16 protein-coding genes are annotated in these 13,938 nt (G+C 66.8%); 3 read left to right on the plus strand and 13 right to left on the minus strand.

The genetic code is table 11. The features are described from left to right. Positions 1-81: 81 nt before the first annotated feature. Complete coding sequence (gene ychF / locus AC01FP_RS04925; protein WP_474478539.1) at positions 82-1,173, plus strand: redox-regulated ATPase YchF; 1,092 nt, start codon at positions 82-84, stop codon at positions 1,171-1,173. 195 nt (positions 1,174-1,368) lie between these two features. Here the strand turns inward: ychF and AC01FP_RS04930 are convergent, their stop codons facing one another. Further along, positions 1,369-1,794: a PIN domain-containing protein gene (locus AC01FP_RS04930; RefSeq protein ID WP_474478540.1), complete on the minus strand. Its 426-nt coding sequence runs from the start codon at positions 1,792-1,794 to the stop codon at positions 1,369-1,371. Between the two features lie 3 nt (positions 1,795-1,797). Next, on the minus strand, positions 1,798-2,052 hold the full coding sequence (locus AC01FP_RS04935; RefSeq protein WP_474478541.1) for a type II toxin-antitoxin system Phd/YefM family antitoxin: 255 nt from the start codon (positions 2,050-2,052) through the stop codon (positions 1,798-1,800). 269 nt (positions 2,053-2,321) lie between these two features. On the opposite strand from AC01FP_RS04935, the gene AC01FP_RS04940 reads away from it, so the two are divergent. Continuing rightward, a complete protein-coding gene (locus tag AC01FP_RS04940) occupies positions 2,322-2,489 on the plus strand; it encodes a hypothetical protein (RefSeq protein ID WP_474478542.1) in 168 nt (55 codons plus the stop codon). Here the strand turns inward: AC01FP_RS04940 and AC01FP_RS04945 are convergent. Then, positions 2,446-3,768, minus strand: a complete 1,323-nt coding sequence (locus tag AC01FP_RS04945; RefSeq protein WP_474478543.1) for an MFS transporter — start codon at positions 3,766-3,768, stop codon at positions 2,446-2,448. The two genes, AC01FP_RS04940 and AC01FP_RS04945, sit on opposite strands and share 44 nt — an antisense overlap. On the opposite strand from AC01FP_RS04945, the gene AC01FP_RS04950 reads away from it, so the two are divergent. Then, positions 3,767-5,377: an alpha/beta hydrolase gene (locus tag AC01FP_RS04950; protein ID WP_474478544.1), complete on the plus strand. Its 1,611-nt coding sequence runs from the start codon at positions 3,767-3,769 to the stop codon at positions 5,375-5,377. The genes AC01FP_RS04945 and AC01FP_RS04950 overlap by 2 nt on opposite strands. Positions 5,378-5,380: 3 nt before the next feature. Here the strand turns inward: AC01FP_RS04950 and AC01FP_RS04955 are convergent, their stop codons facing one another. The 10 genes from AC01FP_RS04955 to ruvC all read right to left on the minus strand — a co-directional run bounded on the left by AC01FP_RS04955 (position 5,381) and on the right by ruvC (position 13,553). Further along, entirely contained in the window at positions 5,381-6,547 is a 1,167-nt protein-coding gene (locus AC01FP_RS04955; protein ID WP_474478546.1) for an ATP-binding protein, read from the minus strand. Positions 6,548-6,669: 122 nt separating this feature from the next. Next, a complete protein-coding gene (locus AC01FP_RS04960; protein WP_474478549.1) occupies positions 6,670-7,701 on the minus strand; it encodes an ABC transporter permease in 1,032 nt (343 codons plus the stop codon). Beyond that, positions 7,698-9,137, minus strand: coding sequence for an ABC transporter substrate-binding protein (locus AC01FP_RS04965; protein ID WP_474478568.1), 1,440 nt, complete (start codon positions 9,135-9,137; stop codon positions 7,698-7,700). The genes AC01FP_RS04960 and AC01FP_RS04965 overlap by 4 nt, the downstream gene beginning before the upstream one ends. A gap of 208 nt (positions 9,138-9,345) precedes the next feature. Beyond that, positions 9,346-9,570 carry a hypothetical protein gene (locus AC01FP_RS04970; protein ID WP_474478550.1) on the minus strand — a complete coding sequence of 75 codons (225 nt, stop codon included), beginning with the start codon at positions 9,568-9,570 and terminating at the stop codon, positions 9,346-9,348. 259 nt (positions 9,571-9,829) lie between these two features. Beyond that, positions 9,830-11,140, minus strand: coding sequence for a homoserine dehydrogenase (locus AC01FP_RS04975; protein ID WP_474478552.1), 1,311 nt, complete (start codon positions 11,138-11,140; stop codon positions 9,830-9,832). A 47-nt stretch (positions 11,141-11,187) separates the two neighbouring features. Next, positions 11,188-11,643, minus strand: coding sequence for a SufE family protein (locus AC01FP_RS04980; RefSeq protein WP_474478569.1), 456 nt, complete (start codon positions 11,641-11,643; stop codon positions 11,188-11,190). Between the two features lie 26 nt (positions 11,644-11,669). Next, the gene (locus tag AC01FP_RS04985) at positions 11,670-12,128 is read right to left on the minus strand and encodes a hypothetical protein (protein WP_474478553.1); all 459 of its coding nucleotides are present in this window, start codon (positions 12,126-12,128) and stop codon (positions 11,670-11,672) included. A gap of 11 nt (positions 12,129-12,139) precedes the next feature. Further along, the gene (locus tag AC01FP_RS04990; protein WP_474478554.1) at positions 12,140-12,376 is read right to left on the minus strand and encodes a hypothetical protein; all 237 of its coding nucleotides are present in this window, start codon (positions 12,374-12,376) and stop codon (positions 12,140-12,142) included. Positions 12,377-12,447: 71 nt separating this feature from the next. Beyond that, positions 12,448-13,071 carry a 5-formyltetrahydrofolate cyclo-ligase gene (locus tag AC01FP_RS04995; protein WP_474478555.1) on the minus strand — a complete coding sequence of 208 codons (624 nt, stop codon included), beginning with the start codon at positions 13,069-13,071 and terminating at the stop codon, positions 12,448-12,450. Next, entirely contained in the window at positions 13,068-13,553 is a 486-nt protein-coding gene (ruvC, locus tag AC01FP_RS05000; RefSeq protein ID WP_474478556.1) for a crossover junction endodeoxyribonuclease RuvC, read from the minus strand. Before ruvC ends, AC01FP_RS04995 begins: the two co-directional genes overlap by 4 nt. Between the last annotated feature and the right edge of the window lie 385 nt (positions 13,554-13,938).

Here is a 13,938-nt window from a genome sequence, read left to right on the forward strand (position 1 = left end):
TTGGGTGAGGGAATTTGGCTGTTGTCGAATGAATCTATTTTCGCTGCTGGCGCCTCGACCTGCGGCTCGTAGATTTCAGCCATGCTCAAAGCCGGAATCGTCGGTCTGCCTAACGTCGGCAAATCGACCCTGTTCAATGCCCTGGTCGCCAACGCCCAGGCCGAAGCCGCCAACTACCCCTTCTGCACGATCGAGCCGAATTCGGGCGTGGTTTCTGTGCCGGATCCCCGGCTCGACCAGCTGGCGGCCCTCAGCTCCAGCAAGGAGATCATTGCCACCCGGGTGGAATTTGTGGATATTGCCGGCCTGGTGAGAGGGGCCAGTCAGGGCGAGGGCCTGGGCAACAAGTTTCTGGCCAACATCCGCGAGGTGGACGCAATCGTGCACGTGGTGCGTTGCTTCGAGAACGACGACGTGATCCATGTGAGCGGCTCGGTGGGGCCGGCCCGCGACGCCGAGGTGATCAACCTGGAGCTGGGCCTAGCGGATCTGGCCCAGGTGGAAAAACGACGCGAGCGGCTCAAAAAGCAGGTGCGTACCAGTAAGGAGGCCCAGTTTGAAGATGCCGCCCTCGAGCGCATCCAGGTGGAGCTGGAGGCCGGCGGTGCCGCCCGCAATGTGGCCCTCAGCGACGAGGAGGCCCCGCTGCTCAAGCCCTTGGGGCTACTCACCGCCAAACCGATCATCTACGCCACCAACGTCAGCGAAGACGATCTGGCCTCGGGCAATGCTTACTGCGAGGAGGTGGCAGCGCTGGCCGTGAAGGAAGGGGCGGGCACCGTGCGCATCTCAGCCCAGGTAGAGGCCGAATTGATCGAGCTTCCCGTGGAGGATCGAGTAGACTTTCTAGCGGGCCTCGGGGTAAACGAGGGCGGCCTGCAGAGCCTGATCCGCGCCACCTACGCCCTGCTGGGCCTGCGCACCTATTTCACTACCGGCGAAAAGGAAACTCGCGCCTGGACCATCCAGGCCGGCATGACCGCCCCCCAGGCCGCTGGTGTGATCCACACCGATTTTGAGCGCGGCTTCATTCGCGCCCAGACGATCGGCACCCAGCAGCTGCTGGAGGCAGGCTCGCTGTCGGCAGCCCGCAATAAGGGCTGGCTGAGGGCCGAGGGCAAGGAGTATGTGGTGGCCGAGGGGGATGTGATGGAGTTTCTGTTCAACGTGTAGGAATCAGGCTGTTAGTTCCATAAAGGTCTACGCAAAAGCGCTGATTCGGGTAGGTGCGTAGGGCCTAGGGGGGCATGGGCGAGGTGGGCATACTTTTATGATTTTGTGCGCGCTCACCACCCAGCTTTTGCAACAGGCGCCCTGCAGCGCCGCATCCCAATGTTTCGGTTGTTTAGAGCGCACGGCTGTCTCGGCTTATCTGCTCAGGCCAGGGTGGCTTGTGAATGGGTTCAGCAGGGGAACTTCAAAGCGGCCGAATTCGCCCACGTTGCGGGTGACCACCGTGAGTTGATGCACTTTGGCGATGGCGGCGATCATCGCGTCTTCGTAAAGGGTGTCTGACTGGGGGTGCATCAGCTGAGCCCAGCGGCGGAATGCAGGGCCATCCATGCTGAGGATGTTGAAGGTATTGCACACCTGATCGAGCCAGCGTTCGATCTCACCGGCTTTTGCAGAGTCCCGTTCGCGGGTGAGTTCGATCCCGGCCTGGATCTCGCCGATGGTCACGCTGGCGAGATAGAGCTCGGCGTCGGCGACACTCTCAATCCAAGCAACAACGCCGCCATGGGGGCGTGGCCTGCGTAGTTCAGAAACCACGTTGGTGTCGAGCAAAAAGGCCACGCCCTATTGCTCCGCCACAGGGCGGCGGCGGCGACCACCACGGGCTGGCACAAGCTCCTGCGTGCGGGCATCCGGGGCTATCAACAGCTGCTTGAGGCTGGGCCTGGCGGCAGCCTGCAGACGGTTCCATTGCTCGATGGGCACCAGGACCGCGGTTTCGCTACCGCGCCGCGACACCACTTGGGGGCCTTCCCGCTGGCAGGCGTCTAGCAATTCACTGAAGCGCGCTTTGGCGTGCTGAACAGGCCAGACCGTCATTGGATCCACCTTCTGACTAGTTATCAGACTAGTCTAGGTAACAGAGATGTCTCTGCCGCAGCATCCCCGTGCTTTTGCCCGTGCAGTGTCCTTACGCCAGTAGGTTGGACCTCTGGCAGCTACCAAGCAGCCCACCAAGACCAGTCGCATCGAGCTGCGAGTGCTGGCCAATCGTGAGCAGTTTGTGCTGGATCAGCCGGCAGCTCTGCTTCTGAAGGCCATTCGCCATCTCCAGGGTGCTTCACAATGGATTTGCTGAGAGACAAGCCATGACTACCCCCCAACCCCACGATTTCGACGTGCAGAAGCAGCTGCACCAAAAGATCCGCAACGATCCCGACTACGACGACTGGGAATACGGCACCGAGCCCCTGCCCCACGAGGCCTGGGTGGCTAAGCAGGCATCCGCTCGCGAACAACCGCCGGCCTCGGCCTGAGCCGTTTCACCAGGTTGAGGCCTGCCAGGCACAGCAGGGTCATGCCAATCCAGATGCCACCGGCGTGGCTCTGGGCATCGAGGACCACGCCGGCCAGCAGCGGCGCCGCTAGGGCGCTCAGGGCAAAACATTGGGAAAAGAGGGCCATGGCCAAGCCTTGGTGCTCCTTGGGGCTGAGCTCGATCACCGCTGCGGTGGCAGTCGGTAGGAAAGCAGCTGCGCCCAGGGCCAGGGGCAGCTGGGCCAGCAACACCAGCCAAAGCCCTTGGCTACTTAGTGCTGAGAAGGCCAGCAGCACCGTGCCCATGGCAAAGCAGGCCAGGCTTAGCCCCAGCCCGTGCGCTATCGGCCGCTTGGCTAGGGCCTGACCCACCGGCCACTGGATCAGCACCAGCACGCCCAGTTGCAGCCCAACCAAAAGTGCCCCCAGGCTTTCAGGCATGGCCGCCCGCTCCAGCCCGCCGCGCACCAGATCCAGGGGCAGGGCGCTCTGCATCAGCGCTGGCAGCGAGGTGGCCAGCAGGCTGATTGCTAGTAGCGGCAGCAGTGGCGGCAACCATTGGCGCCAGGGTGTGTGGTCGGCGGGATCGAGACTGGCGGGGCTAGCCCGCGGCAGGGGCTGCCTTAGCAGCAGCGCTACTACCACCAGCAGGCAGACGATGTCGATCAGGTAGATGCCCCGCAGCCGGCCGCTCGCCGCCAGCAGGGCGCCCAGCAGGGCGCCGGTGGCTATGCCGGCGGCATCAGCGCTGCGCCCCAGCGCGAAGCCACGGGCCGGGGGGATCGGGGCAGCTCCTGTGCGGCAGCCCAAGGGCACCGCTAGCTCAATCGCCGGCCAGTAGAGCCCTGCGGCGATGCCGATCAGCAACTGACCTTGCACGTAGCCGCTGAAGCTGGTCGTGCCGAGCAGCTTCAGGTCGCCCAGTAGGGCCGCTGTTGCGGCCAGTAGCACCGGTATGGAGCAGGCCAGCCCCCGGTCCAGCAGCGTGCCGCTCAAAAACCGCCCAGCCGTGCCCGCCAGCGCCGCCAGCGCCAAGCCCTGGGTCACTGCCTGGGCACTGAAGGCCGCCTGGTGGAACACGATCGGCGTCAGATACAGCACGCCGCCGGCTCCGATCGAAGCCACCAGTCGCACCAAGGCCACCTGCCGCAGCGCCGCCGGAAACTGGGCCAGCCAGCCGAACTGCTGCGGACTGGCTGAACGGGAGGGGCGCAAACTGGCCGTTAGGTAGGTGTGGGGAGTCTGGTGCCGCCCTGGCACGAGACAATAAGCAGCCATGCCATTGGCCTTGGCCCGTCGCTCTTTCTGTCGCTACTGCTGCTACGCCGGAGCTCTGGCGATGGCCTGGATGCCGGTTCGCGCTGCCGAGGAGTTGGTGTTGCAACTCGATGGCCTGGCTCTGCCCCTCGATCTTGTGGCTCTGGAGGCCTGGACTCGCCAGCCCGACCAGATCGGTAATGACCTAGGGGTGTGGCTCAACCTGCTCGAGCCCCAGAGTCGCCTCGACCTGATCGGCTTGCTGCGGGCGCCGCTGCTGCGGGATCGCAGCTTCGGGCTGCAGCTGCTCAACAGCTGGACCGGTGAGCAGCTGCTTAAAGAAGCCGGCAGCCTGCTGACTACCGGCGCTGCTGGCCGCAGCACGGCACCGTTGCTGCTCAGCAGCCTGCGTCAGTTGCTGGAGCAGCAGAGCAGCGTCTCCACTTTGGAGCTGCTGCGGGCCCTGCCGGTAGCCAGCGTCACCCTGCGCCTCGATGGGGCGCTGCAGCTGGCCGGCCAGTGGCGCAGCCAGCTGCAGCGTCAAAACACTGCCCTTGAGCGGTTGCGCCAGCTGCCCCTGCCCGGGCGTAGCTCCAGTCCTTTGGGGTTTACCAGCGCCGTGCGGCGCCAGCCCCAGCGTTTGCAGCTGCAGGTGCCCCATCGGGTGGCGCCCTTGCCGCTGGAGCTATGGCCTGCCCAGCAGGCCCGCCGTGGCCCTTGGCTGCTGCTGATGCCGGGTTTGGGCGGTAGCGCCGACCAGCTCAGCTGGCTGGCAGCTGCCCTGGCTGATCGGGGTTGGCCCGTCTTGGTGGTAGACCACCCCGGTAGCGATCAGCAGGCACTGCAGGCGTCGCTGCTTGGTGATGCACCGCCGCCCGGCGCCGAATCCCTGCCCCAGCGACTGGCAGACCTGCAGGCCGTGCTCGAGGCGAAGCGGGAGGGCCAGCTGCCGGCATTTGGTCCGGCGCCGGCGGGGGAGCAGGGGGTGGTGCTTGTGGGTCACTCGCTTGGTGGCCTGGCTGCGCTGATGGGGGCAGGCCTGGTGCCGGAGCGAGGCCTGGGTCGCCGCTGTGAGCTGGCCCTGGCGACCCTGCCGCTCACCAACCTGTCGCGGCTGCTGCAGTGCCAGCTGCCTCGGATCACCGGTGATGGCGACGCCAGCGCTGGCCCCGTGCGTCCCCAGGCCACGCCCTTGCTGGGAGTGGTTGCTTTCAATGGTTTTGGCAGCCTGCTTTGGCCCCACCGCGGCCTGCAAGACCTCAACGTGCCGGTGCTGCTGGTGGGCGGCAGTCTTGATCTAGTAACCCCACCGGTGCAGGAGCAGCTGGCCGTGTTTGTTGGGGCCCGTCATCCCTACAGCCGGCTGGTGTTGGTGGAGGGTGCCAGCCATTTCTCACCGGTGCGAATCGACAACCGGGGCGAAGCCTTGTTTCGACTCGGCGAGGAGCTGGTGGGCATCGAGCCCCTCAAGGTGCAGGCGCTGCTGCTCAACCTCACCAGCGAATTTCTGCAGGGTTTTGAGCACCCATTGCTGCTCTCCCCTCAGCGCCGCGAACAGGATGGCGTCCGGGCCTACGTGCTCGATCGCAACCAGGCGCGCCGCTGGCAGGGGTTGCTGCCGGCGGAGTGAGCGTCAGCGGCTGGCTTGCAGCAAGGTACAGAGCTGGCTGGGGTTGATCCGCTCGATTCCATCGCCGATGCCGTAATGCTCGTCACCGGCGTAAACCAGGAAGCTCCGCTGCGGCTGCAGGTCGGCCCGGGCCTGGTGGAAACCCTTGCCTGGTTTCGCGGCCAGGCCGCGTTTCACCTCGATCGCCCAGCGCTCGGGCCCAGGCAGATCCAGCACCAGGTCCATTTCAGCTCCGGCAGCGCTGCGGTAGAAGCAAGCCTGTGTGCGCTCGGGAGCGACGCTGAGCAGCTGCTCGATCACGAAGCCCTCCCAGCTGCCGCCGGCCACGGGGTGGCCCAGGACCGCTTCCCGGTTGTCCAGTCCCAGCAGGGTGTGCAGCACGCCACTGTCCCGCACGTACACCTTTGGTGATTTCACCAGCCGCTTGCCGGTGTTGCTGTGGAATGGTGGCAGCCGTCGCACCAGCAGCAGGTCAACCAGCAGATCTAGGTAGCGAGCGGCCGTTTTGCCATCCACTCCCAGCCCCCGGCCCAGCTGGGCGGTGTTTAAGAGGCCTCCCTGGTCGTGGGCAAGCATGGTCCAGAAGCGCCGCAGAGTTTCCGCTGGGATCCGAGCACCGAGCTGGGGAATGTCCCGCTCCAGATAGGTGCGAATGAAGTTGCTGCGCCAGATCACGCTGCCGGGTTCATCGCCGGCCAGAAAGCTCTCCGGAAAGCCGCCGCGAATCCAAAGCTGCTCCTGCTGCGGCGCTCCCACCTCCAGCAGGTTGAAACCCTCCAGTTGCAGATAGGCGATCCTTCCCGCCAGTGATTCGCTCGATTGGCGCAGCAGATCCAGGGAGGCGGAACCCAGCAGCAGAAAGCGATGGCTCCGCCGGCCGCCGCGGCGGCCCTGGTCGATCAGGCCTCGCAGCACGGCAAACAGCTCGGGCAGCCGTTGCACCTCATCGAGGATCACCAGCTTGTCGGCATGGCTGCTGAGATACAGCTCGGGGTCGCTCAATCTGGCTCGGTCGCCTGGCGATTCCAGATCGAGATAGAGACTCAGTTGATCAGCGGCGATCTGTTCCGCGAGGGTCGTTTTGCCCACCTGCCTGGGGCCCAGCAGAGCTACGGCGGGAAACTGATTCAGCCGCTCGCGCACCAAGGTGAGCTTCTGCCGCTGCAGCACGGTCTTCCCCCTTCGCACTATTTATCCTTGCATTTCAGGAGCACGGCTCCCGATTTGCAAGGATCTTTTTGCAGATTTAAGGCTGGGGTTTAAGTCTGGGGTTTAAGGCTCAGAGTTAAGGCTCAGAACTTGATGCGCGGATCGAGCACGGCCACCAGCAGATCCACCAGCACTGTCACCAGCACCACCAGGCCGGCTACGACCACCACAATCCCCTGCACCAGCGGGTAGTCGCGCTGGCCGATCGCTTCCTGCAGCCGGAAGGCGATGCCGGGCCAGGAGTAGGTGATCTCGATCAGCAGCGCTCCGCCGATCAGGGAGGCCACGGTTATGCCCGTGATCGTGAGCACAGGCAGCAGGGCATTGGGCAGGGCATGGCGCAGCACAACCCGGGCCTCGCCCAGGCCGCGGCTGCGGGCTGCTTCCACGTAGTCGGAGCCGAGGGCGCGGCGCAGATTGAGCCGCAGCGCATTGGCAAAGATGCCGCTGAGCAGCAGGCCCAGGGTGGCCGCCGGCAGCACTAGATGGCGCACACTGCCAAGCAACTGTTTCCAATCGCCCGTGGCCAGGCCACCGCGCAGGCTGTCGAGCAGGTAGAAGCCGGAGCCTGCCGGTGGCAGCAAGGTGGGCGGGAAGCGGCCCCCCACCGGCAGCCAGCCCAGCCACACCGCAAACACCAGCTGCACCACCATCGCAGCCCAGAAGGGCGGTAGGGCATAGGTGCCGATGCCGTAGAGCCGGCCGGCCAGATCAAGCTTGCCTTCGGGTCGGGCAATGCCAGAGAAACCCACCGCCAGCCCGATGGCAGCAGCCAGCAGCAGGGCCACCACCCCCAGCTCTATAGAGGCCGGCAGGCTTTGGCGAATCACTTCCGTCACCGGTTCCTGGTTGGTGAGCGAGGCGCCTAGGTCGCCATGCAGCAATTTGCCCAGGAAGCTGCCGTATTGATGCAGCAATGGTTGATCAAGGCCCAGCTGGGCCCGCAGCGCTGTGCGGGCGCTTTCGGGAGCGCGGGTGCCGAGCAGGGCATCGATCGGATCCCCTGGCGCCACCCGCAGCAGCAGGAACACCAGGCTGGCGATCAGCCACAACATCAATGGCGCCAGGGCTAGCCGGGCGGCCAGATAGCGCAATAGGGTCCGGCGGCGGCTCATGGTTTGGTGGTCCCGCGGCGGGTCGGATTGCGGGTGAGCTCCTGCAGCAGCAGGCGGCCGGAGCCATCAAAACGGGGCTGGCTGACGCTGGGCTGGGCCCAGGCCCGCGGTGCCACCAGCCACACCGGCAGGTAGGGGTTGGCGGCGGCGGTTTGGCGCTGGATGCGGCGTAACAGGGCGGCGCGGGCGGGGCCGGCCAGGGAGGCACTGAGCTCGAGATCTTGTTGCAGCCCGGGTTTGGCCCAGAAACTGCCACTGGCGGCGCTGGCCCCCCTGAGACAGCGCTCACCGCGGGCCTCCTCACAGCCCAGCAAGGGCACTAGGTAGTTGTCGGCGTCGGGAAAGTCGCCCATCCACTCCAGCAGGATCAGGGGGAAGGCCCCCTCGCCTAGCTGGCGGTAAGCGGTGGTGGCCTCCATGCCGGTCACCTCGAGCTCAACGCAATCGCCCAGATCTTGCCGCAGTTGGGCCTGCCAGGTGAGAGCAAACATCCGGTCGGCGGGAATGTTGGAGCGGAAGGTGAGCGGCAGGGTGAGGCGCTTGCCCTGGCAGTAGCCGGCCTGGCGGTAGAGCTGGCGTGCTCGGGCCGGGTTGTAACTGGGCCAGGCCTGGGGATCGGAGCCCTTGAGGCTGGGGGGCACCAGATCGCGCAGGGGCGGCCGCAGGCCCAGGGTCACCCGGCGGCTGATTGTGCTGCGATCGAGGCTGTAGGCAACCGCTTGGCGCAGCCGGGGATCGTTGAGGGGCGGCTGGTCGGTAAGCAGGGTGAGGTAGCCGATCTCCAGTGCCGGACCGCTGCCCTCCCGCAAGCTCCCCATCGCCGCCTGGCGTTGCAGGGCGGCCTGCTGGTCGATTTCGAGGCTGGTCGAGAGCAGCACATCCACCTCGCCGCTTTGCAGGGCGCCGTAGAGGGCGGTGGAATTACTGAGCGACACCAGGTCGATGCCGCCATTGGCGGGTTTGGGCCCCCAATACCCGGCAAACGGCTCTAAGCGTTGCTGCTGGCCTGTGAAAAAGCTGAGCCGGTAGGGCCCGGTGCCCACGAAGCGGTCGTTGAGGAAGCGGTCGCGGTGGCCTTTGTAGGCGATGGGGGAGAGGGGTGTGAGGTTTACGGCGCTGAGCAGCTCTGCCAAGGCGCTGAAGGGGCGCTTGAGCGTCAGCTCGATTGTGTAGGGCCCCACGGCCCGCGCGGCGCTTACCCGATCGCCCAGCAGGTAGCTGAGCTTGCCGATGGCCAGGAAGCGCTCCAGGCTGAACACCATGGCCGCGGCATTGAACGGCGTGCCGTCGTGGAAGCGCACGCCCTGGCGCAGCTCCACCAAAGCCGTGAGACCGTCTGCGCTCAGGCGGGGTAGGGCAACTGCCAGGCGCGGCTCCAGCTGGCCGCTGGCATTGATGGCGTAGAGCGGATCGCCGATCGCGCTCAGTAGCTGCATGGCGCCGAAGGTGTAGGCGCCGCCTGGATCAACCGTGTCGATGCGGTTTTTGCTGGCAACTACCAGCCGGTTGGCCGACGCCTCCTGCTTGGGCCGGCAGCCGGAGAGAGCCAGGCCAGTTGCCAGGCTGCTGATCAGCAGGGCTGCGGCCAGGGTTTGGGTCAGCCGCAGAGCGCGGGGCAAGGGGCGGCCGTCAAATCAATGCCATTCAAGAACGCCGGGGCCAGGCAGGGCGCACCTGCTGCAGGGAAATTTCAAACACTTCAGAGCCCTGTCGCGCCAGGGGCCAGCGGCGCAGCCAGCAGCGGTCGTGGTGGTCGTCGATGCCGATTACTTGATAGAGCTGCTCATCGCTTTCCAGTTGCACACAGGCGCCCTGATGAAGGCTGACTGTGGACAAGGTCGGGGCACTGGAGCAGGTGGGGCCGTTCATGGGGTTAGGAGCTAACTGATTGGAGCTGAATGGACTGATGCTGCGAGGGGTAGGAGCTGAAAACTGTTCCTCTCGCTACAAACATCGGCCCGGGTGTGGATCTCGACAAGGCTCGCCTCAGGAGCTGGTCCCGCCAGATCGGACCCCGCTGGGGCCTTAAGGATTGCTTTCGATTTATCCAACCACCTTGGACTGCCGCTGTCCCCGTTGGCCAGTTAGTGGCGATTTAGAGACCTGATGGCGGCGATCAGCCGCGTTGCTACAGGGTGCGCAGGCAGGCGGCCACGGTCTGAACGTCTGACAGGGCTTCGATTGCCGCCAGGGCCTGGCGGAAATTGGCTTCGCAAACATCGTGGGTGATCACCACGATTTCGGCGTCGCCGGCGCTCTGGGTTTCGAACTGCACAATCGATTGGATCGACACCCCCGTTTCACCGAAGCAGGTGCCGATGGCTCCGATCACGCCGGCCCGGTCGCTAGTGCGCAGCCGCACGTAATTGCGGTGGCTGGTTACGGAACTCTCAACCAGGCGGCAGGAGCGCCAGCTGCCGGCGGCCAGCAGGGGATCAAGGCGGGCCTGGCTGCTGTCGCCGGTGGCCTTGCGGATGCCGGCGATGTTGAGAATGTCGGCTACCACCGCCGATGCGGTGGGCCCCGCTCCAGCCCCGGGCCCATAGAACATCACCTGGCCCACGGGATCTCCCTCCACCAGGATCGCGTTGTTGACCCCGTTCACGCCGGCCAGTGGATGGCTTTTGGGTAGCAGAGTGGGATGGACGCGCACGTCGAGCAGCTGCTCGACCTCGTCGCTGGGCATGGCCTGGGCTACGGCCAGCAGCTTCACCACGTAGCCCAGTTGGGCGGCGTAAGCGATGTCGCGGGCTTCGAGCTGGTCGATCCCCTCTGTTGGGATGGCCTCCCGGGGCACCGATCCGCCGTAGGCCAGGCCAGCCAGGATGGCAATCTTGTCGGCGGCATCCCCCCCCTGCACATCAGCGGCGGGGTCGGCTTCGGCGTAGCCCAGCCGCTGGGCCTCGGCCAGCACGTCGGCGTAGGCGGCGCCCTCTGCCGCCATGCGACTGAGGATGTAATTGGTGGTGCCGTTGATGATGCCGCTCACCCGCTGGATGCGATTACCGCCCAGGGACTGCTTCAGGGGCTCGATGATCGGGATGCCGCCACCCACTGCAGCTTCGATCAGCACGTAAACCCCACTGCGGGCGGCGGCGGCGGCGATCTCCTCGCCATAGCGCGCAATCACGGCCTTGTTGGCGGTTACTACCGGTTTGCCGGCCGCAATCGCCCGCAGGATCAGGGAGCGGGCCGGCTCCAGGCCGCCCATCACCTCAACGACGATGTCCACGGCCGGATCGTCGATCACCGCCTCGGGGCTGGTGCTCAGCAGTTCAGCCGCCAGCTCCACCGGCCTGGGGCGGCTGAGATCGCGCACGGCCACCCGGCGCAGCTCCAGCTCCGCCACCAGCGGATGGCGCCCCTCCGGGCTGGCCAGGATCGCCGCCACGCCGGCTCCCACCGTGCCCAGCCCCAACAAGCCGATGCCGATGGTCATGCGCCGCAACCCTGCAAACCTCCCATCCTAGAAATCTGCGGGCCGGATCAGCCCGCTGCCTCGGTCGCCGGGTCGGCGGGGCTCTCCAGCAGGCTCCGGGCCTGGGCCTGCATCATCTTGAAGATGTTGAGGAAGCCATTGGCCCGGGAGGGCGTCAGGCTGCCTTGCAGGCCGGTGCCGGCGATGAAGGCTGGATCGATCGCTACCACCTCGGCCGGGGTCAGCCCTTCCAGCCCTTCGATCAGCAGGGCCAGCAGCCCCTTGGTGATCGCCGCATCGCTATCCCCCTGCCAGTGGAGCCGGCCCTCCTGCAGCAGGCCCACCACATGCACCTGGGAGACGCAGCCCCGCACCTTGTAGGCCTCCTGCCGGAAAGGCTCGGGTAGGGGCTCCAGTTTTTTCGCCAGCCAGAGCACGTACTCATAGCGGCGCTTCGGATCGCTGGTGCTGCCGAGGCGCTCGACGATCCGGTCGAGGGCGGCGCTGCCGGTGCTCACGGGGATGGGGGCTTGGGGATTGGGGCGTTGTTTCAGGGACGCTGGCGGCGCATCAGCAGGCCAGAGGCGGCTCCCAGCAGCCCCAACAGGCCCACGCTGCCCAGATGGCGCAGCGCTACAAAAGGCCCGGTTTCGCTGTGGCTGATGGCGGCGGCGGACTGGGGCCGGCTGGGAGGCAGTTCCAGGTAGTCCTTGTGGCCGGGGCCGGCTTCGATCTGGATCTCCCAGTCGGCCTGGGCCTGGGCTGGCAGCTGGAAGGTGAGCTTGCCCGCCGCATCGGTGCGGCCCAGCTGGATGGGCTCAGCACCGGGCACGATCAGGCGCACCTTGGCGTCGGCGGCGGGCAGGCCACTGGAATAGTGGCTCTCGAGGCCGGCGGAGAGGTTGCCCAGCCGTTGCAGGCTGGATTCAAGGCCGTGGGCCCGGGCGCCGGAGGGGAGCAGCAACAGGCCGGCGGAGCCCAGCAGCAGGGGCAGCAGAAGACGGGACATGGGCCGTGGATTCAGGAGGCGCTCCAGCGACTATCGCTGCTTTTGCCGGCCTGCACCATCCGGGCGATCGAGCCGACCATCATCGACAGCGCATCCGGGGCTTCGCCGCGCACCTGCAGCTCGGCCGCCAGGATCCGCTCGGAGGCGGTGCGGGGCCGGCCTTCGCTTTCGAGATGGCGGCGCTCCAGGCCGGCGGGGGTGTGGTCGAGACTCCGCAGGGCCTGGTTCTGCAGCGCGGTCAGGTCCAAAGGGGGCGAAGTCGTTGCTGTCTGGGATCTTGGCAAATCACCGCCGCAATGGAGAGCCCAGGGCGGCACCGTTACAAGCTTGCAATGTTGGCGGCGGCGATCCGGTGCAGGCCGCACTCATCGAGCCAGCCCGCGAAGGGCACATCCCAGCCATCGCGGGGCAGGGCCTCGACGACGCAGGCGGCGGGCAGCACCGCCAGGGCCGGCACCGCCCGCCAGGCCGGCTCGGCGCGCAGCCGGTCGTACCAGCCGCCGCCGTAGCCCAGGCGAGTCCCGCGGCGATCGATCGCCAGGGCCGGCACCAGCAGCAGGCCCAGGGCGTCTGGGTGGAGCTCGGCTGCCGGCCGGGTTGGCGCATCGCTGGCCGGGGGGGCGGGGATGCCGCAGTGATCTGGAGCCAGGGGATCGCCGGGGTGCCAGGGGCGGTAGAGCAGCCGCGGCGGCTGCGGTCCGTCGCCGCACACTGCCGGCAACGCCAGGGGCAGATCCAGGGCCGCCAGGGGGCGCAGATCCACCTCCCCCGCCAGGGGCCAGTAGATCCCCAGCCGCCGGCCCGGCGGCAACAGGGCCGGCAGCTCCCGGCGCGCTACCGCCAGGATCAGGGCCTCGCTGTCGGCCAGTGCGGCCAGCCGCAGCGCCCGGAACTGTCGCCGCAGCCGGCCCTTTTCGGCGGCCCTGGCCGCTGACTGGTTCATCGCTGGAACCAGCCCGTCAGCGCCACCGCCAAGGCATCGGCGGCGTCATCGGGGCGGGGGGGCTGGTCGAGAGCGAGTTCGCGCATCACCGCATCGAGCACCGCCTCCTTGTCGGCGTGGCCGTGGCCGGCGACGGCCAGTTTGATCTGCATCGGCGGGTATTCCACCACCGGAATCTTGAAGCGGGCCAGGGTCATGATCAGCACGCCCCGGGCCTGCACCACGGCGATCGTGTTGCTGGAGCGATAAAAGAAAAACTTTTCCACCGCCGCCAGATCGGGCCGCCAGCGGCGGATCAAGGAGCGCAGATCGGCGGCAATCTCCACCATGCGGTCGCCTTCGCTGCGGCCAGCCTCGGTGCGGATCATGCCGCAATCGAGCAGCCGCTGGCTGCCCGCACCCCCAGTCGCGCTTCGCTCCTGCACCTCGATCACGCCGTAGCCCACCCGGGCCAGGCCGGGGTCGATGCCGAGGATGATCATCGCGGTGGGGCTGTGGCGTGGGGGGCTGTGACGTGGAAGCCGTGGCGTGGCAGCCGTGGCGTGACAGTGGGCGCCTGGCGGACGATCGCACGGCAGCACCACAGTGAGAACGCCGTCATGGGGCCATCCAGCCGGCGGAGGGAACGCAGCTTGAGCGAGGGGATGCAGCAGCGAGGCCCAGACCGGGCAGGTGCACGCCCCATCCTGGGTCGAATCCCGGCTCGGACTCGGTTGAAGACCCTGAAACCCACCATTCCGGCCAGCCCCCGAACCACCAGCCGGTCGACCTCTGCTCAGGCACGGTCCCGAAGCAGCACAGCCAACCGTGGGGATGGCGTGCCCGGCAGGCGGAGAAGAGAGGCCGGCGCCCCTCGAAAACCCGGCC

The sequence above is a fragment of the Cyanobium sp. NIVA-CYA 375 genome (assembly GCF_056108345.1).

Excerpts from the sequence above, each read along its gene's own strand:
- AC01FP_RS04975 (WP_474478552.1), bottom strand. The coding sequence starts at position 11,140 with ATGACCATCGGCATCGGCTTGTTGGGGCTGGGCACGGTGGGAGCCGGC.
- AC01FP_RS04950 (WP_474478544.1), top strand. The coding sequence starts at position 3,767 with ATGCCATTGGCCTTGGCCCGTCGCTCTTTCTGTCGCTACTGCTGCTAC.
- AC01FP_RS04965 (WP_474478568.1), bottom strand. The coding sequence starts at position 9,137 with ATGCAGCTACTGAGCGCGATCGGCGATCCGCTCTACGCCATCAATGCC.
- ychF (WP_474478539.1), top strand. The coding sequence starts at position 82 with ATGCTCAAAGCCGGAATCGTCGGTCTGCCTAACGTCGGCAAATCGACC.
- AC01FP_RS04995 (WP_474478555.1), bottom strand. The coding sequence starts at position 13,071 with ATGAACCAGTCAGCGGCCAGGGCCGCCGAAAAGGGCCGGCTGCGGCGA.
- ruvC (WP_474478556.1), bottom strand. The coding sequence starts at position 13,553 with ATGATCATCCTCGGCATCGACCCCGGCCTGGCCCGGGTGGGCTACGGC.
- AC01FP_RS04985 (WP_474478553.1), bottom strand. The coding sequence starts at position 12,128 with ATGTCCCGTCTTCTGCTGCCCCTGCTGCTGGGCTCCGCCGGCCTGTTG.
- AC01FP_RS04940 (WP_474478542.1), top strand. The coding sequence starts at position 2,322 with ATGACTACCCCCCAACCCCACGATTTCGACGTGCAGAAGCAGCTGCAC.
- AC01FP_RS04945 (WP_474478543.1), bottom strand. The coding sequence starts at position 3,768 with ATGGCTGCTTATTGTCTCGTGCCAGGGCGGCACCAGACTCCCCACACC.
- AC01FP_RS04935 (WP_474478541.1), bottom strand. The coding sequence starts at position 2,052 with ATGACGGTCTGGCCTGTTCAGCACGCCAAAGCGCGCTTCAGTGAATTG.
- AC01FP_RS04970 (WP_474478550.1), bottom strand. The coding sequence starts at position 9,570 with ATGAACGGCCCCACCTGCTCCAGTGCCCCGACCTTGTCCACAGTCAGC.
- AC01FP_RS04960 (WP_474478549.1), bottom strand. The coding sequence starts at position 7,701 with ATGAGCCGCCGCCGGACCCTATTGCGCTATCTGGCCGCCCGGCTAGCC.